The following is a 16,805-nucleotide window of genomic DNA, read 5'->3' as shown; positions in this document are numbered from 1 at the left end:
CGCCGACGCTACTGCGCCGTGGCGTCCGGGAAGAGGCCCTCGTGCACGAGGGAGCGGACGACGTCGTAGTCGGGGTCGCCGTCGACGTCGACCGCGGGCGGGACGAGCTCGACGACGCCGACCGGCTGGGACTTCGTCTTCAGGCCCAGCTGCACGAAGTAGCCGAGCATCCCCTGCGGGACGTCGGTCTTGATCACCTGGGAGCCGGCGGCGGCGACGTCCTGGAACTTCGAGAGCACATTGGCCGGCTCGAACTGCTCGAGCAGCGCGGTCTGCACCTGGCGCTGCCGTGCCATCCGGTCGTAGTCGCTCGTCGTGTAGCGCGAGCGGGCGTAGGCGAGCGCCTGCTCGCCGTTGAAGTGCCAGGGACCGGGGTCGATCCACTGGTTCACGCCCTGCATCACGCCGTCGGAGTCGGGGAGCCCGCCGAGCGGCAGGGGCTCGGTGCCCTGGTAGTCGACGTCGATGCCGCCGAGCGAGTCGATCAGCTGGGCGAAGCCCTCCATGTCGATCAGCGCGTAGTACTGGATCGGGATGCCGAGCATGCCCTCGACCGCGTCGCGGGTCGCCTCGATGCCGGGCTCGCTGCCCTCCGCGACCGCGTCCGGGTAGAGCTCGGGGTGCTTCAGCTCGACCTCGGTGTAGATCGAGTTGAGCTTGCAGACGTCGACGGCGCAGTTGTCGGTCGTGTAGCCGTCCGGATACAGCTCGTGCATCGGGCTGTCCTCGGGGAACGGGATGTTCACGAACTCGCGGGAGACGCCGATCGTGGTCGCGGCGCCGGTCGACGCGTCGATGCTGACGACCGAGATGCTGTCCGGACGCAGGCCGTCGCGGTCCTCGCCGGCGTCGCCGCCCAGCAGCATGATGTTGTAGCGGCCGTCGATCGGCGCCTCCATCGCCCCGCCGCCGAAGATCGAGGACAGCGTGCCGCGGGTGATCCCGATCAGGTAGGTGCCGTAGGCGGTCGAGCCGACCGAGACGGCCATCAGCGCGATCGTCGCGAAGGCGAGCACGGCCCGCATCCGCGGCCGCGCCCGCACCAGCCGGATCAGCCGGAGGGTGTCCAGGGTGAGCACGAGCCAGACCACGCCGTAGACGACCAGGGCCGCCTGCAGAGCGAGCATCGACAGATCGAAGGTCGCGAGCGTGTAGAGGCCCGTCGGGAAGACGAAGTAGAGGAGGACGGCGACCAGCAGCGCCGTCCAGAGCGCCAGGGTGAAGCCGAGGCCGAGCCGCCCGAGGCGGCGGTTGCCCGCGAGCACCTGCGCGGAGCCGGGAACGAGCAGGTTGCCGATCAGCAGCCACCAGGCGCGCCGGGTCATGAACGAGCTCGAGCGGACGTCCGGATGCCGCAGCGGCAGCGTCATCGCCGTCACAGGCCGGCCACCAGAGCGTCGTTCTTGGCGGCGACCTGCGCCTCCAGGTCCGCCGCGAAGGCGTCGAGGCGCTCGGACAGCGCGTCGTCGCCGATCGCGAGCATCTTCACCGCGAGCAGTCCCGCGTTGCGCGCGCCCCCGATCGAGACGGTGGCGACGGGGACGCCGGCCGGCATCTGCACGATCGAGAGCAGCGAGTCGAGGCCGTCGAGGCGCGCGAGCGGCACGGGGACGCCGACGACGGGGAGGGAGGTGACCGCGGCCAGCATCCCGGGCAGGTGGGCGGCTCCGCCGGCGCCCGCGATCACGACGCGCAGACCCCGTGCACGCGCCCCGCGGCCGTAGTCGATCATCGCCTGCGGGGTGCGGTGGGCCGAGACCACGCGGACCTCGTGCGCCACGCCGAACTCCGAGAGGGTCGTCGAGGCGGCCTGCATGACCGACCAGTCGGAGTCCGAGCCCATCACGACGCCGACGAGCGGAGAGGGACCGTTGACGAGCGCGTCGGCGCTCACGGGGCGGTACCGGCGGGGGTGGCGGAGGGCGTGGGGCGGGTCACGGCCACCATGGTACGTCTCAGTCGGTGAGAACGGCCGCCGCGGCACGCGCCTCGTAGACGACGAGCTCGAGCTCGTCGCCGGTGGCGTTGACGTGCCCGACCTTGCGTCCCGGACGCGGCTCCTTGCCGTAGTTGTGCACCTTCACCGACGGGTGCGCGGCGAGCACGAGCGGGTAGCGGTCGGTCAGCGACTCCCCCACCGGACCGCCGAGGACGTTCACCATCACGGTCCACGGATCGCGGCAGCCGGTCGCGCCGAGCGGCAGGTCGAGCACCGCGCGCAGGTGCTGCTCGAACTGCGAGGTGGTCGAGCCGTCCATCGTCCAGTGCCCGCTGTTGTGCGGGCGCATCGCCAGCTCGTTGACGAGCAGGCGGTCGTCCGTCGTCTCGAACAGCTCGACCGCCAGCACGCCGGTGACGCCGAGGCTCTCGGCGATCGTTTCGGCGATGTCGGCGGCGGCGTCCGCGAGGCGGCCCGCCGAGGCGGGCGCGGGAGCGAGGACCTCGGCGCAGACGCCGTCGCGCTGGATCGACTCCACCACCGGCCAGAGGACGCTCTCGCCCGAGGGGCGCCGGGCGACGAGCTGCGCGAGCTCTCGGCGGAAGCCGACCAGCTCCTCGACGAGCAGCGCGCCGCCGCGGCCGTCCTCGGCGAGCGCCGCGAACCAGTCGTCGGCCTCGTGCGCGCCGTGGACGACGCGGACGCCCTTGCCGTCGTAGCCGCCGCGCGCGGTCTTGACCACGCCGCGGCCGCCGTGCTCGTCGAGGAACGCGGCCAGCTCGTCGGCGGAGGAGACCGCCGCCCAGTCGGGCACGGGGACGCCGAGCTCGGTGAGGCGCTGCCGCATCATCAGCTTGTCCTGGGCGTAGAGGAGGGCGTCCGGGCCCGGGTGCACGGCCACGCCCTCGGCGACGAGCCGGCGCAGGATCGCCTGCGGCACGTGCTCGTGGTCGAAGGTGACGACGTCGACGGTGCGGGCGAATCCGAGCACCGTCTCCTCGTCGCGGTAGTCGCCGACGCGGGTCGCGGCGAGGCCCGCGGGAGCGCCCTCGGCCTCGGCGAGCACCGCGATCTCGAGGCCGAGCTCGACCGCCGCGGAGATCATCATCCGGGCGAGCTGGCCGCCTCCGATCACACCGACGCGCATGACGATCCTCCTGGTTCCGCCCGCGGGCGCGGGGCGGCTCCATGGTAGCGAGGGGCGCGGACGCGGCGAGGGCTCCGTCGCGGACGCGGCGGTCAGAGCGGGTCGGGCGCGGGCCAGTCGGGCAGCGGCATCGGGATCGCCGCGATCGCGTCCCGCAGCAGCTCGGCGACGAGCTCGGGGTCCTCCACGTCGCGCAGCACGAACGCCTCGGCGCCGTCCCGGGTGATCCGCACGTCACCGCAGCGGGCGACGCGCTGGCTCAGGCTCCGCGAGACGCCGACCGCCATCCGCGGGTCGAAGTCGAGGTCGGCGCGGCGCACCGACAGGACGCCTCGGCGGGCGTGCAGCCCGCGCTGCGTGATCCGGTAGCGGATGCTCGCCCAGCCGGCGATGCCGGGCACGCAGAGCAGCAGCACGAGCACGGCCGTGCCGAGGGCGATGATCCAGCGCTGCAGCTCCAGCTCGAACTGCGCGGCGAAGTAGAAGCCCGCCCAGGTGAGCAGGAGGAAGCCGGCGACCGGCGCGACGGCGCGGCGGGCGCGCGGCGTGAGCCGGGCGAGCTCCCGGTCCCCCTCCGCGAGCCGGTCCCGGCCGCCGGCGCTCACTGGCGCAGGTGGGTGACGTCGCCCGCGGAGAACGAGCGCCGGGCGCCGTCCTGCTCGAGCACGAGCGAGCCGTCGTCGTCGAGCGCGACCGCGGTGCCCTCCTCGACGGAGCCGTCCGGCAGCTCCACCCGGACGGAGCGGCCGAGGGTGCCGAGGTGCGCGCGCACGACGGCGGCCGACCCCGCGGAGTCGGCGTCGCCGAGCGCGAGGAGCGGCGCGAGCAGCGCCGAGAACTCGGTGAGGAAGGCGGCGAGCACGGCGTCGGCGCCGGTCGTCGCCGCGCCGGCCAGGGCGAGGGAGGTCGCCGTCGGCACGGGCAGCTCCTCCTCGCTCAGCAGCAGGTTGATCCCGGTGCCGACGATCACGCGGCCGTCGGCGAGGCGCTCGGCGAGGACACCCGCCGTCTTCCCCCCGTCGATCAGCACGTCGTTGGGCCACTTGACCTCGACCGCGGCGCCGACCAGCGGGGCGAGCGCCCGCGCGAGGGCAGCGCCGGCCAGTAGCGGCAGCCAGCCGACCGCCGCGGCGGGGAGGGCCGCCGCGTCCACCAGCGTCGAGGCCGCCAGCGTCCGCCCGGCGGGCGCCTGCCAGACCCGCCCCAGGCGTCCGCGGCCCGCGCGCTGGTCGTCGGTCGCCACGACGGAGAGGTGCGGCCAGGCTGCGGGCTCGGCCGTCGCGCGCTCGCGCAGCTCGTCGTTGGTCGAGCCCGCGCTCTCGAGCCAGAGGACCTGCGGCGACACGGAGAGGGAGAGCGGGAGCTGCATGCGGCCACGCTACCGGCGGGCCCCGCGAGAAGCCCCGGAGCCGGTCGCCGGCGCCGCGGCTTGTGCGGACCCTCCCACCGGACCCGCCGCTCCCTGTGCGGGTGCGACAACGGAGGGGTCCATCCGCGCCGATAAGGTGGGCGAGTGACCGCGAACATCGAACGTCCCGCGCCCGATCTCTTCACGACCGCGGGGAAGATCGCGGACCTGAAGGCCCGCTACCACGAGGCGGTCACCGCCAGCGGTGAGGCCGCGATCGAGAAGCAGCACGCCAAGGGCAAGATGACCGCCCGCGAGCGGATCGACACCCTCCTCGACCCCGGCTCGTTCGTCGAGCTCGACGAGTTCGTCCGCCACCGCACCCACGCGTTCGGCATGGAGAAGAAGCGGCCCTACGGCGACGCCGTCGTGACCGGCACCGGCACCATCCACGGCCGCCAGGTCGCCGTCTACTCGCAGGACTTCACGATCTTCGGCGGCTCGCTCGGCGAGGTGGCCGGCGAGAAGATCATCAAGGTGATGGATCTGGCGCTGAAGACCGGCGTCCCGATCATCGGCATCCTCGACTCCGGCGGAGCGCGGATCCAGGAGGGCGTCGTCGCCCTGGGCAAGTACGGCGAGATCTTCCGCCGCAACACCGCGGCGAGCGGCGTCATCCCGCAGATCTCGATCATCTGCGGCCCCGCGGCCGGCGGCGCGGTGTACTCCCCCGCCCTCACCGACTTCGTGATCATGGTCGACAAGACCAGCCAGATGTTCGTCACCGGCCCCGACGTGATCAAGACCGTCACCGGCGAGGACGTCGGCATGGAGGAGCTCGGCGGCGCGCTCACCCACAACAAGATCTCGGGCGTCTCGCACTACCTCGCCAGCGACGAGAACGACGCGCTCGACTACGCGCGCACCCTGCTCTCCTTCCTCCCCGACAACAACCTCTCGCCCGCGCCGGTGTTCGACAACGAGGTCGACCTCGAGACCACGGACTCCGACCGCTTCCTCGACACCGTCATCCCCGACAGCCCGAACCAGCCGTACGACATGCGCGCCGTGATCGAGCACATCGTCGACGAGGGCGACTTCCTCGAGGTGCAGCCGCTCTTCGCGCCGAACATCGTGATCGGCTTCGGCCGGGTCGAGGGCCGCTCGGTCGGCATCATCGCCAACCAGCCCAGCGCGATGGCCGGCACCCTGAACATCGAGGCCGGAGAGAAGGCCTCGCGCTTCGTCCGGTTCTGCGACGCGTTCTCGCTGCCGATCCTCACGCTGGTCGACGTCCCCGGCTACCTGCCCGGCACCGACCAGGAGTGGACGGGCGTCATCCGCCGCGGCGCGAAGCTGCTCTACGCCTACGCGGAGGCGACCGTGCCGCTGGTGACCGTCATCCTGCGCAAGGCCTACGGCGGCGCGTACATCGTGATGGGCTCCAAGCAGCTCGGCGCCGACATCAACCTCGCCTGGCCGACGGCCGAGATCGCGGTGATGGGCGGCCAGGGCGCCGTCAACATCCTCTACCGCAACGAGATCCGCAAGGCCGAGGAGGCCGGCGAGGACGTCGCGGCCGTCCGCACCCGGCTGGCGAACGAGTACACCTACAACGTGGCGAGCCCGTTCCTCGCGGCCGAGCGCGGCGAGCTGGACGGGGTCATCGAGCCGTCAGCGACCCGGGTGTCGGTGATCAAGGCGCTGCGCGCGCTGCGGACCAAGCGCGCGAACCTGCCGGCCAAGAAGCACGGCAACATCCCGCTCTGAGCCGCGGTCAGCCGGCCGTCGGCGCCTTCTCGGGCCTCGGCGCCGTCGGCTTCTCCTGCGCCGGCTTCGCGGCGCCGGGCTTCTCGGCGGCCGACTTCTCGCTGCCGGACTTCTCGGCAGCGGGCTTCTCGTCACCGGGCTTCTCGGCACCGGGCTTCTCCGCACCCGGCTTCTCCGCGGGCGGTGCCTTCTCCTCCGGGCGCGCTCCCAGCGCCCGGGCGAAGGCGAGCGCCTCGCGCGGGGAGACGTCCGGCAGGTAGGCGCGCCCGATCGCCGCGCCGATCCGCGGCAGCTGCAGCGCGTCCGGGTACGCCATCCACAGCCCCTCGTAGCGCGGGTGGAACTTGGCCTTGAAGCGGAACAGCGAGGTGAAGCCGTAGGCCGGCTCCAGCGTCCGCGCCAGGAACTCGAGCAGGCCCGAGAGCGCGGTCGGCTCGGGCGGCTGCTCCCCCTCCGGCACGGGCGCCGTCGCGAGCGGCGCGCCGGACAGCGAGACGAACTCCGCGCCCTGCTCCTGCGCACGGAGGGCGGCGGACGCGATCAGGAACTCCATGATCCCGGGCATCGCCTCGTCCGAGCGGCGCATGAAGTCGAGCGTCCAGCCGACGATCCGGCCGTCGCGGTGCACGGGCAGCCAGCTGGTGATCCCCTGCAGCACCCCGTCCGGGCCGACGGCGAGCAGCAGCGCGACGTCCGGGTCGCGCGCCTCGTCGATCCCGCCGAGCGTGAACCCCATCTCCGGCAGCGCCTTCTCGGACACCCACTTCTCGGACAGGTCGACGATCTGGCTGGCCATCCCCAGCGACAGCTCCGGCCAGCTCGTCCAGACCGGCTCGATGCCGAGCTTGATCGCGCGGGTGAGCGGGTAGCGCACCTTCTGCCAGCGCTTCCCGGTCAGCTCGAAGCCACCGAGCTCGATGATCGTCTCCTCGCCCACCGAGATCCGCGACCAGCCGAGGCCGTCGAAGACCGGCAGCAGCTCGTCGTGGACGCTGTAGAAGACAGGCGTCCAGCTCCGCTCGTCGCAGAAGGCGACGAAGCCGGCGACCACCTCCGCGCGCCGCTCGGGCGCGCAGGCCGGATCGGAGAGCGTGATCGCGACCCCGCCCACGACCCGGTAGGCGACTCCGCCCTCGCCGTCGGGGGCGATCCAGTGCTCGTTGCCCTGCCAGGTGCCCTGGTGGCCGAGGCTGCCGGCGCCGTGGCGCACGAGCAGCCGGCGGTAGACCGCTTCGTCGCCGCGCACGCCCTGCACGTCGGTGGCCCGCAGGAGCGCGATCACCGCGACGACGACGAGGAGCCAGAAGACCGGCCCGACCCACTCGAAGCCGAGGCGGGCGAGCGGCTCCCGCGGCACCGCCAGCAGGCCGTGCCCACCGAGGAAGCTCGACGGCACGAAGCGCAGCAGCCCGTCGAGGAGGAGCCGGCCGATCCCGAGCACCGGCTCGAAGCTGGTCCGGGTCGAGGCCGAGAGCGCGAGGTAGCCGCCGAGCGAGACGACGAAGCCGATGCCGACCACCAGTGACCAGCGGCGCGCCGACTCCCGCGGAGCCCGGATCCGGAAGTGCCTGCTGCCGACCGCCAGGAGGACGATGACCGCGACCGGGACGACTACGGTGGTGGCCACCCAGAGCAGGTACTCGGCGTAGTACTGGAAGTCGGGGTGCCGCGCCGCGCGCTGCAGAAGGACGATGTCGAGGATCGCGATGGCTGCGTTGACGCCGATCGCGAGCAGCAGACCGAGACGGCGCCCGGAGCGCATCCCGTACGCCGCGACGAGCAGCAGGATCATCGGGACGAAGGTGAGCAGGATCGGCCCGGGCGAGATCAGGTTCAGCCGCACGTGGTGCGCGCAGTGCCGGACCGTGGCGCCGCAGGGGTCCTCGAGATCGGCGGCGCCGGTGAACGCGCTCTGCAGCAGCCGGCCGAGGAACGAGAACGGCCCGTAGCCCGAGTCGGAGAGCACGGCGACGAGCGGACCGAGGGCGGTGACCGCGACCACCGCGGCGAGCAGGGCGCGCGACTCCCGGTGCGAGCTCGGCGCGGGGCGCTGCGGGCGCAGTCCGCTCACCCCGTGCGCCAGCACGGCCCCGATCGCCAGGCCGGCGATGCCCGCGAGGAGTCGGTACACGTCGGCGGAGTCGCCGGCGTAGAGCACGAACATCAGGACCACCGCGAAGACGGTGACGCGCAGGCGCCGGCGCCAGAGGCCGCCCATGAAGGCCGTCGCGGCCAGCAGCGCACCGACGCCGCCGATCAGCGGGTCGAAGGTGTGGTCGCCGACCGTGTCCCCGGCCCACCACTCGCCGACGGAGGCGCCGACGCTCTGCAGGGCCGCTCCGACCGTCGTTCCGAGCGCCCCGGTGAGCAGGAAGGCGAGGACCAGCCGGCGCGCTCCGAGACGGCGCTCGGCCGCGATCAGCAGCGGCAGGAGCAGGAGGACGACGAGGAGCAGCGCGGGCGGGCCCGACGCGATCAGCAGGCCGGTCACCGCGGCCCAGGGCCGGCCGCCGAGGATCGTGCCGGCGCCGGCCGCCCACCAGGCGCCGGTCTCGTCGCTCGCCGGGGCGAGAAGGGTGCCGGCCGCTGCGCTGGCGAGCAGGACCGCTGCGGTCGTCGCGAAGGCCGCGGGCGAGGACCGGAGGACCGCGGCGACGCGACGGGCGGAGGCGCGGCCGCGCTTCAGGGACCACGACGGCATGCGGTGACACTCCTGTTCGGACGGAAGGGGCGTCGCTCCGGCGGCGTCCGGCGTCAGCATAGTCACCGGCCCGCACGCGGGACCGTGAACGGCATGCGGTACCGTCGCGGGATGAGCGCAGCCGACTCCGCCCCCACCGTCGTCATCACCACTCCCGGCCTCGATGCGCGCGAGATCGCCGCCGTGACCGCGGTCGTGACCGCGCTCGCCGCGCAGTCGCACCCGGTCGCCGAGGTGCCGGTCGTCCCCAGCGGCGGCTGGAGCGACCGCGCCGCCGCCGTCCGGGCACCGCTGCAGCCGGCTCCCGGAGCCTGGCGCTCGTTCTCCGGCTGAGCGCTGCGGGAGGCCCGTTCGGGCCGGAACGACGTGGAACGCGGGTTTTGTACCCCGATTAGTCCCCTAAAGTGCCGACTACCCGGCCCTCGCAGTCCTCGGCATAGTTATGCGTGTTAGGTGCTCACTCCACGGAGGGGGCATCGCCAATCACTCGCCGACCAGGGTAAGCAGGCGGGTGTTTTGGGGGCGAGTGAGGGTGACATTCGGGTTGTCACCCTCACTCGGGGTTTGACGGCGGGCTGGGCCCCCTCTTCGGAGGAGTGGACAGCCCGCCGCACTCTTTTAACGGCGCGTCCGCCGCAGGGTCGCTCGGCGCGCCGGGGATCCGCAGCGCACCGACCGGCGCGGACGGCTCGGTTCAGTCCTCGAGGACGCCCTGCTCGTCGCGCCGGATCTCGACCCAGGCGTCCACCTCGTCGCCCGCGTCGTCCGAGCCGAGGGCGCCCGCGCTGCCGTCGCCCGCGGTCCGCAGGCCCACGACCGTCACCGCCGACGGCGAGTCCGCCGACGCCGTGCGGACGACGACGCGGTCGACCCCCTTGCCGATGCCGCCGAGCGCCCGGGCGAGTTCGCGCAGCACCCGCCGGCTCTCCTCCTCCGTGGTCCGGTCCAGCCCGCCGTCGTCCAGCACCGATACCGTGACGCCCCGCCGCCGCGCGTCGAGCACCAGCCGGCGGACGTCGTCGTCCAGCAGCCGCCTCCCCCGGATCTCGTCCCGGACGGACGCCTCCAGCAGGGCGCACTCGCGGCGCTCCTCATCGGTGAGGCCCACCGGGCTGGTGGCGATGCGCAGCAGCATCTCGGAGGCGATGGTGCGGGTCTGCTCCAGCCGCACCTCCCGCTCGGAGAGGTGCGCCTCCTCCGCCGCGCGCCACGACGCGGCGGCCCGCTCGGCGGCCTCGAGCACGCGCGCCTCGGAGCCGGCGCGGCCGAGCTCGATGATCAGGAGCTGCGCGATGCCGACCCAGGCGATGCCGCCGACGACGCCGAGGGTCGCCAGAGCGACGGGACCCGCCCAGACCGTCGTGTGCACGATCAGGAACGCCATCCCGGTCCACGCCGCCAGGGGGCGCCGACGGGCGCAGACGATCGTCATGAGCGTGCCGACCGCCGCGATGTACCAGGTGGAGTAGCCGTTGGAGGCACCGGGGTCCAGCGACGGCGAGACGAGCAGCGGCAGCCCCACCGCCACTCCCGCCATCGCCCACGCGGTCACCGCGTTCATCCGCGTGGTCGAGCTCGGCAGGAGGGCGATCACGGTGGCGGCGATGTAGACGGCGACGGCCGTCAGATCGGCGGGAGTCGCGGGTGTCAGCCGGTAGGAGAAGAAGGCGAGGACGACGTGGTAGAGCGAGAAGCCCCCGCCCAGCGCGTAGAGCAGCGGGCGCGGGTAGGCGATCACGATCGGCCCTTCGCGGCGGGCCAGAGGACGACGACCCGGGTGCCCTCCCCGGGGACGGTGTCGACGCGTGCCGAGCCCTGCACCTGGTGCACCCGGTCGAGAATCGAGAGCCGGATGCCGAGCCGCTCGCGCGGGACGTCGGCGAGGAGGAAACCGCGGCCGTCGTCCTCGACGACGACCTCGACGGAGCACGCCGAGAGCTGCCCGCGCACCGATCGCCGGACGGCGTCGCTCGGACCGGCGTGCTGGACGCTGTTGGTCAGGGCCTGCCAGACCGCGCCGAGGACGGCTTCCGCGACCGGTCGCGGCATCGTCGTCGTCCGCGGGTCGACGTCGCCGTCGAGGACGACCCCGAACTCCGCCACGAAGGTCGAGGCCGCGTGCGACAGCTGCCGCTCGAGCAGCTCCAGCGGCACCTCTCCTGCGTCGAGGTCGGCCTCCTCGTCCGGGAGCAGCACCGAGAGCGTCTTCCGCGCCATCGAGGAGACGAGGGCGCGCTCGGCGCCCGACTCGGCCGTCGCCGCGGCGAGCAGGGTCGCGAGCACGTTGTCGTGCACGAGGGCGTCGACCTCGACCCGCTCGACCTCGCCGGCGTGCTGGCGCATCGCCCCCTCGTACTGCTCCATCGCGGTGCGCTGCGCACGGTCGACCCGGTCCGCCGACTGCCGGAGCACGGTGATCAGCACCAGCATGACGAAGCCGACGATGCCCACGTAGACGGCGTCGAGGGCGGCGCGGGTGGGCGACGCTCCGCCGCCCGAGGGGAGGACGCGCAGGACGCCGAACAGGATCGTGGTGACGGAGGCGTACACGATCGCCAGCCGCAGCGGCGCGACGATCGTGCAGAAGGCCGTGCCGATCGTCAGCAGGTACCAGATCCACGGCGTCTCCTGGGGGACGGCGTCAGGGCGGATCGTCAGCGGCCAGGTCAGCAGCGCGAGCAGGAGCGACGCGGCGACGACGGCGCCGCTGACCTGCGTCCCGCGCCGTGCGACCGCGGTGACCACCGAGGCGCCGAGCGCGCCGAAGACGACGACCAGCACGGGCCAGGCGACCTCGGGCCGCAGGACCGGGAGCTGACCGAGGATGGGCGGCACGGTCTGCAGCGCGAAGCCGAAGCCGAAGAACGAGACGACCGTGCTGATGATCCGGTCGATGCGCTCGCGGTTCGCCGGAGCGCGCGCGGGGACGACCTCAGCGCCCGGCATCGCCGTCGTCCGGATCGATGCCCGGCAGGATGCCGTCCTCCACGGCGCGGCGCAGCAGATCGACCTTCGTCGGGGCCGGCCGCCCGATCTCGACGTACTTGTCGCGGATCCGGTCGAGGTACTCCTTGGCCGTCGACACCGAGATCTGCAGGCGGTCGGCGACGAGCTTGAGCGGCAGGCCGGAGGCGTAGAGGTGCAGCACGTCGCGCTCGCGGCGCCCGAGCACCGCGCGGGCGAAGTCGTCGTCCGCGTCGATCGCCGACGCCCACTCGAGATTGTTCAGGACCTCGCCGCGCGCGACGGTGCGGATCGCGGCGACCACGGTCGACATCGGAGAGGACTTCGGGATCACTCCGGCGGCGCCCGCCGCGAGCGCCTCGCGAACGGCGACCACGCGGTCGGCGATGCTGTGGACCAGGACGGCCGAGCCGCGCACCTGGCCCCACTTGACGTTCGCCGTGATGCTCGATCCGTCGTTCAGGGAGAGGTCGAGGACGAGCACCTCGATCTCCGAGCCGCCGAGGACCTCCTCGAGCGCGCGCACCGTCTCGGCCGCGGCCACCACCTGCATCCCCGCGGCCTCGACGGCGGCGGCGACACCCAGGCGGACGGACTCGTGGTCGTCCACGATGGCGACCCGCACCCTCGGCGCGGCAGCGGACTCAGCGGTCATCGGTGGTCTCCCTCGGGCTCATGCTGGCGACGCCGCGCTCAGGTGTCTCGGCGCACGAGGCGGGCGACGGCCTCCACGTGCGAGGTGTGCGGGAAGAGGTCGAAGCCGTCGAGCCGCTCGAGCTCGTAGCCGCCCGCGGAGAGCGCGCCGACGTCGCGGGCGAGCGCCACCGGATCGCAGGCGACGTAGACCAGCTGCGCGGGCGCGAGCTCGACGAGGGCGTCGGTCACGGCGCGGCCGGCTCCCGCCCGGGGCGGATCGAGGACGACGGTGGCGGCCCGCCAGCGCTCGCGCTCGCGGGCGTCGGCCTGGGCGAGCGCGTCGCGGAGGTAGCGGTCGACCCGGGCGGTCACCGCGCGGGCACCGACCTGATCGGCGAGGTTCTCCAGGGCGTGCTCCGTGGCCCGCGCGTCGCTCTCCACGCTCGTGACCCGGACGCCGGCGCCGAGGTGGTCCGCGAGCGCGGCGGCGAGCAGCCCCACTCCGCCGTAGAGGTCGTGGTTCGCGGCGCGGACGTCGGCGACGCCGGCGTCGACGGCGGCCTGCACCGCGTCGAAGAGGGTCGCCGCGGCGCCGCGGTGCACCTGCCAGAAGCCGGAGCGGTCGACGCGGAAGGTGCGGTCGGCGACGAACTCGGAGACGACCGTGCGGTCCCTCCTGGCGCGCTTGTCGGACGGGTCGTGCACGAGCACGGCCGCGCCGTCCGAGCCGGCGGCGTCGACGAGGTCGACGACGGAACCCGGAGCCAGACGCTGGTCGAGCGGGGCCGCGGCCGAGGAGGCGGCGGTCGCGAGCGGCAGGCCCTCGACGTCGACGACGTGGTGACTGCGCGCGGCGTAGGGACCGACGCGGCCGGAGTCGTCGACGTGCAGGCGGTTGCGGGTGCGCCAGCCGAGGCCGCCGGACTCGTCGTCGCCCGCGACCGGTGCGACGACGACGTCGACCTCGCGCCGGGCGAAGCGGGAGAAGGAGTCGACCAGCACGGCGCGCTTGAGCTCGCGCTGGTACTCGAGCGCGGCGTGGCCGAACTCGGCGCCGCCGACGCGCTCCTCGGGGCGGCGGTCGATGCCCGCCTGCGCCCAGACGTGCTCGACGCGGTGCGGCGACGCCTCGAGCACCTCGAGCGCCTCACCGCGCCAGAAGCTGTCGTGGCGGATCTCGCTGACCCGCACGCGGACCCGCTCGCCGGGCAGCACATCGGGGACGAAGACGACCCGGCCCTCGTGCCGGGCGACGAAGACACCGCCGTGGGCGACGTTGCTAATGTCGAGCTCGATCTCGGTCCCGAGTGCCTCGCCGGTCCCCGCGGCTCGGTCGGACGCGCGGGGCGGGGTCTGTGCCATCCGTCGAGCATCCCACAGCGTGGGCCCGATCGCAGGGAGCCCTCGTGCGCCTCCACCTCGCCTCCACCTCCCCCGCCCGCCTGGCACTGCTGCGCGCCGCCGGGATCGAGCCCGTGGTCGTCCCCTCGGAGGTCGACGAGCCGGCCGCCGTCGCCCGGGCCGAGCGGGAGCGCGGAGCCGCGCTGGACGCCGACGCGACCGTGGCGCTGCTCGCCCGCGCCAAGGCGACGGCCGTCCTCGGGCCGGAGATCGACGGCCTGGTCCTCGGCGGCGACTCCGCCTTCGTGCTCGACGGCGTCGTGCACGGCAAGCCGCACGAGCCCGAGCGCGCCCGCGAGCGCTGGCGGGCGCAGCGCGGGCGCACCGGCCGCCTGCACTCCGGCCACTGGCTGATCGACCACCGCGGCGGGCGGATCGTCGCCGAGACCGGAGCGGTCACCTCCGCCGCCGTCACCTTCGCCGCGGACGTCGAGGACGACGAGATCGACGCCTACGTCGCGACCGGGGAGCCGCTCGAGGTGGCCGGCGCGTTCACGATCGACGGGCGCGGCGCCGGCTTCATCACGGCGATCGAGGGCGACCCGTCGACGGTGATCGGGATGTCCGTGCCGACGCTGCGCTCGCTCGTCCGCGAGCTCGGGGTGTCCTGGCCGTCGCTCTGGAACCGCTGACACCCTGGAACCGCTGACACCGCCCGCTCCCGGCCGCCCTTGTGCGGAACCGACGAAGCGCTCGCCCTTCTTTGTGGTGAGCCGCGCCGGGCATCCGCGGGCCGCCCTCTAGGGTTGGGGACCATGCCAGGTATCACGAAGGTGCTCATCGCCAACCGAGGCGAGATCGCCGTCCGCGTCGTCCGGGCCGCCCGTGACAGCGGCATCGCCTCCGTCGCCGTCTACGCCGACCAGGACCGCGACGCCGTGCACAGCCGCCTCGCCGACGAGGCGTACGCGCTCGGCGGCACGACCAGCGCCGAGACGTACCTCGTCATCGAGAAGCTGCTCTCGGTCGCCCGCCGCTCCGGCGCCGACGCCGTGCACCCCGGCTACGGCTTCCTCGCCGAGAACGCCGACTTCGCCCGCGCCGTCATCGACGCCGGACTGGTCTGGATCGGCCCGTCGCCGGAGGCCATCGAGCGCCTCGGCGACAAGGTCTCGGCCCGCCACGTCGCCGAGAAGGTCGGCGCTCCGCTCGCGCCCGGCACCCTGAACCCCGTCTCGGGCGCCGCCGAGGTGCTCGAGTTCGTCGACCAGCACGGGCTCCCGGTCGCCATCAAGGCGGCCTTCGGCGGCGGCGGCCGCGGCCTCAAGGTCGCCCGCGAGCGCGACGAGGTCGAGGAGATGTTCGCCTCCGCCACCCGCGAGGCGATCGCCGCCTTCGGCCGCGGCGAGTGCTTCGTCGAGAAGTACCTCGACCAGCCCCGGCACGTCGAGACCCAGTGCCTCGCCGACGCCGACGGGAACGTCGTCGTCGTCTCCACCCGCGACTGCTCGCTGCAGCGCCGGCACCAGAAGCTGGTCGAGGAGGCGCCCGCGCCGTTCCTCACCGACGAGCAGAACACCGAGCTCTACCGCGCCTCGAAGGCGATCCTGCGCGAGGTCGGCTACGTCGGCGCCGGCACCTGCGAGTTCCTGATCGGCAAGGACGGCACCGTCTCCTTCCTCGAGGTGAACACCCGTCTGCAGGTCGAGCACCCCGTCTCCGAGGAGGTCACCGGCATCGACCTCGTCCGCGAGCAGTTCCGCCTCGCCGAGGGCGGCCTGCTCGACTACGACGACCCGCAGCCCCGCGGCCACTCCTTCGAGTTCCGCATCAACGGCGAGGACGCCGGCCGCGGATTCCTGCCCGCCCCCGGCCCGGTGCACGTCTTCAAGGCGCCCGGCGGACCGGGCGTGCGCGTCGACTCCGGCGTCGTCGCCGGCGACGTGATCTCCGGCTCGTTCGACTCGCTGCTGGCCAAGCTGATCGTAACCGGCGCGACCCGCGCCGAGGCCCTCGAGCGCTCGCGCCGCGCCCTCGCCGAGTTCGAGGTCACCGGCCTGCCCACCGTGCTGCCGTTCCACCGCGCGATCGTCGAGGACCCGGCCTTCGCCCCCGCCGGCGACGAGCCGTTCTCGATCTACACCCGCTGGATCGAGACCGAGTTCGACAACACCATCGAGGCGTGGAGCGGCGAGCCCGGCGCGATCGACGGACCGGCCGCCCGCCAGAGCGTCGTGGTCGAGGTCGACGGCCGCCGCGTCGAGGTCACCCTGCCCAGCGACCTCGTCGGCTCCGGCCCGTCCCGCGGTCCCGCTGCCGCCGCCCCCAAGCGCCGCGGCTCCGCCTCCGTCAGCACCGTCACCGGCGACTCCGTCACCGCCCCGATGCAGGCCACCATCGTCAAGGTCGCCGTCGCCGAGGGCGACACCGTCGTCACCGGCGACCTCGTCGTCGTCCTCGAGGCCATGAAGATGGAGCAGCCCCTCACCGCCCACAAGGACGGCGTCGTCCGCTCCCTGAACGCGGAGGCGGGCACCACGGTCTCCTCGGGCCACGTGCTGCTGTCCATCTCCTGAGCCGCTCCCCGCGCGGCTCAGCGCGGTCGGCCCGTTCAGGTGGCGCGTTCCGCAGAGCGGGTCGCGTCGCGCGGCCGAGAAACGCTGACACGCGTTTCTCGGTCTCGCGCTCTGCCCGACGCTGATCGTGGGCGAGCCGGGCCGCTCCACGCAGGCCGGCTGAGCCGTTGCTCGCGGGAGGGCTCGGCGGGTTCATGCTGGTCGAGGAGCCGCGCAGCGGCATATCGAGACCCTCCCTCGATCAGCAGTGCGGGTGAACGCCGCTCCCACCACAGCTGACGCCGCGCCTCGGGCAGCGTCGGATCTCGATACGCGCGCTCCACGCGCTACTCGATCAGCATGGACGGCCGATGCGCGACCGCAGGAACCGCGTCCGCCCCATG

Annotated in this window: 14 protein-coding genes; 4 read left to right on the top strand and 10 right to left on the bottom strand. The window is 73.6% G+C overall.

Features of this window, described 5'->3' with window-relative positions:
* Positions 1 to 8: 8 nt before the first annotated feature.
* The 5 genes from MT351_RS13400 to MT351_RS13380 all read right to left on the bottom strand — a co-directional run bounded on the left by MT351_RS13400 (position 9) and on the right by MT351_RS13380 (position 4,455).
* The gene (locus MT351_RS13400; RefSeq protein ID WP_123735595.1) at positions 9 to 1,370 is read right to left on the bottom strand and encodes an LCP family protein; all 1,362 of its coding nucleotides are present in this window, start codon (positions 1,368 to 1,370) and stop codon (positions 9 to 11) included.
* Between the two features lie 5 nt (positions 1,371 to 1,375).
* Positions 1,376 to 1,843 (bottom strand): 5-(carboxyamino)imidazole ribonucleotide mutase, encoded by a 468-nt coding sequence (purE, locus tag MT351_RS13395; protein WP_123445392.1) that lies wholly within the window; start codon positions 1,841 to 1,843, stop codon positions 1,376 to 1,378.
* A 112-nt stretch (positions 1,844 to 1,955) separates the two neighbouring features.
* Positions 1,956 to 3,086 (bottom strand): 5-(carboxyamino)imidazole ribonucleotide synthase, encoded by a 1,131-nt coding sequence (locus MT351_RS13390; RefSeq protein WP_279398334.1) that lies wholly within the window; start codon positions 3,084 to 3,086, stop codon positions 1,956 to 1,958.
* Positions 3,087 to 3,178: 92 nt separating this feature from the next.
* On the bottom strand, positions 3,179 to 3,691 hold the full coding sequence (locus tag MT351_RS20340; RefSeq protein ID WP_132435865.1) for a PH domain-containing protein: 513 nt from the start codon (positions 3,689 to 3,691) through the stop codon (positions 3,179 to 3,181).
* Entirely contained in the window at positions 3,688 to 4,455 is a 768-nt protein-coding gene (locus MT351_RS13380) for a biotin--[acetyl-CoA-carboxylase] ligase (protein ID WP_123735217.1), read from the bottom strand. The genes MT351_RS20340 and MT351_RS13380 overlap by 4 nt, the downstream gene beginning before the upstream one ends.
* 144 nt (positions 4,456 to 4,599) lie before the next feature.
* Here MT351_RS13380 and MT351_RS13375 point away from each other — a divergent pair, with 144 nt between their 5' ends.
* Entirely contained in the window at positions 4,600 to 6,204 is a 1,605-nt protein-coding gene (locus tag MT351_RS13375; RefSeq protein ID WP_243582397.1) for an acyl-CoA carboxylase subunit beta, read from the top strand.
* A 7-nt stretch (positions 6,205 to 6,211) separates the two neighbouring features.
* On the opposite strand, the gene MT351_RS13370 is transcribed toward MT351_RS13375, so the two are convergent.
* Positions 6,212 to 8,905 (bottom strand): DUF2156 domain-containing protein, encoded by a 2,694-nt coding sequence (locus MT351_RS13370; protein ID WP_132435866.1) that lies wholly within the window; start codon positions 8,903 to 8,905, stop codon positions 6,212 to 6,214.
* A gap of 111 nt (positions 8,906 to 9,016) precedes the next feature.
* Here MT351_RS13370 and MT351_RS13365 point away from each other — a divergent pair, with 111 nt between their 5' ends.
* Positions 9,017 to 9,238, top strand: coding sequence for an acyl-CoA carboxylase subunit epsilon (locus tag MT351_RS13365; RefSeq protein ID WP_123445310.1), 222 nt, complete (start codon positions 9,017 to 9,019; stop codon positions 9,236 to 9,238).
* A gap of 361 nt (positions 9,239 to 9,599) precedes the next feature.
* On the opposite strand, the gene MT351_RS13360 is transcribed toward MT351_RS13365, so the two are convergent.
* Genes MT351_RS13360 through MT351_RS13345 form a run of 4 tightly spaced genes read right to left on the bottom strand, consistent with a single transcriptional unit; the run spans position 9,600 to position 13,867 of the window.
* Positions 9,600 to 10,643, bottom strand: a complete 1,044-nt coding sequence (locus MT351_RS13360; protein ID WP_132435867.1) for a hypothetical protein — start codon at positions 10,641 to 10,643, stop codon at positions 9,600 to 9,602.
* Positions 10,640 to 11,851 carry a sensor histidine kinase gene (locus MT351_RS13355; RefSeq protein WP_123735214.1) on the bottom strand — a complete coding sequence of 404 codons (1,212 nt, stop codon included), beginning with the start codon at positions 11,849 to 11,851 and terminating at the stop codon, positions 10,640 to 10,642. The genes MT351_RS13360 and MT351_RS13355 overlap by 4 nt, the downstream gene beginning before the upstream one ends.
* On the bottom strand, positions 11,838 to 12,524 hold the full coding sequence (locus MT351_RS13350) for a response regulator (protein ID WP_123735213.1): 687 nt from the start codon (positions 12,522 to 12,524) through the stop codon (positions 11,838 to 11,840). The genes MT351_RS13355 and MT351_RS13350 overlap by 14 nt, the downstream gene beginning before the upstream one ends.
* A gap of 38 nt (positions 12,525 to 12,562) precedes the next feature.
* Positions 12,563 to 13,867 carry a class I SAM-dependent RNA methyltransferase gene (locus MT351_RS13345; protein ID WP_132435868.1) on the bottom strand — a complete coding sequence of 435 codons (1,305 nt, stop codon included), beginning with the start codon at positions 13,865 to 13,867 and terminating at the stop codon, positions 12,563 to 12,565.
* A gap of 44 nt (positions 13,868 to 13,911) precedes the next feature.
* On the opposite strand from MT351_RS13345, the gene MT351_RS13340 reads away from it, so the two are divergent.
* The gene (locus MT351_RS13340; protein ID WP_132435869.1) at positions 13,912 to 14,538 is read left to right on the top strand and encodes a nucleoside triphosphate pyrophosphatase; all 627 of its coding nucleotides are present in this window, start codon (positions 13,912 to 13,914) and stop codon (positions 14,536 to 14,538) included.
* A gap of 123 nt (positions 14,539 to 14,661) precedes the next feature.
* On the top strand, positions 14,662 to 16,422 hold the full coding sequence (locus MT351_RS13335) for a biotin carboxylase N-terminal domain-containing protein (RefSeq protein ID WP_132435870.1): 1,761 nt from the start codon (positions 14,662 to 14,664) through the stop codon (positions 16,420 to 16,422).
* Positions 16,423 to 16,805 lie beyond the last annotated feature (383 nt).

The organism is Rathayibacter sp. VKM Ac-2926, assembly GCF_022815565.1.
In the GTDB taxonomy this organism is placed as follows: domain Bacteria; phylum Actinomycetota; class Actinomycetes; order Actinomycetales; family Microbacteriaceae; genus Rathayibacter; species Rathayibacter festucae.
This window is presented reverse-complemented; position numbering and strand designations above follow the sequence as displayed.

Excerpts from the sequence above, each read along its gene's own strand:
- MT351_RS13400 (WP_123735595.1), bottom strand. The coding sequence starts at position 1,370 with ATGACGCTGCCGCTGCGGCATCCGGACGTCCGCTCGAGCTCGTTCATG.
- purE (WP_123445392.1), bottom strand. The coding sequence starts at position 1,843 with ATGGGCTCGGACTCCGACTGGTCGGTCATGCAGGCCGCCTCGACGACC.
- MT351_RS13390 (WP_279398334.1), bottom strand. The coding sequence starts at position 3,086 with ATGCGCGTCGGTGTGATCGGAGGCGGCCAGCTCGCCCGGATGATGATC.
- MT351_RS13380 (WP_123735217.1), bottom strand. The coding sequence starts at position 4,455 with ATGCAGCTCCCGCTCTCCCTCTCCGTGTCGCCGCAGGTCCTCTGGCTC.
- MT351_RS13370 (WP_132435866.1), bottom strand. The coding sequence starts at position 8,905 with ATGCCGTCGTGGTCCCTGAAGCGCGGCCGCGCCTCCGCCCGTCGCGTC.
- MT351_RS13365 (WP_123445310.1), top strand. The coding sequence starts at position 9,017 with ATGAGCGCAGCCGACTCCGCCCCCACCGTCGTCATCACCACTCCCGGC.
- MT351_RS13355 (WP_123735214.1), bottom strand. The coding sequence starts at position 11,851 with ATGCCGGGCGCTGAGGTCGTCCCCGCGCGCGCTCCGGCGAACCGCGAG.
- MT351_RS13350 (WP_123735213.1), bottom strand. The coding sequence starts at position 12,524 with ATGACCGCTGAGTCCGCTGCCGCGCCGAGGGTGCGGGTCGCCATCGTG.
- MT351_RS13345 (WP_132435868.1), bottom strand. The coding sequence starts at position 13,867 with ATGGCACAGACCCCGCCCCGCGCGTCCGACCGAGCCGCGGGGACCGGC.
- MT351_RS13335 (WP_132435870.1), top strand. The coding sequence starts at position 14,662 with ATGCCAGGTATCACGAAGGTGCTCATCGCCAACCGAGGCGAGATCGCC.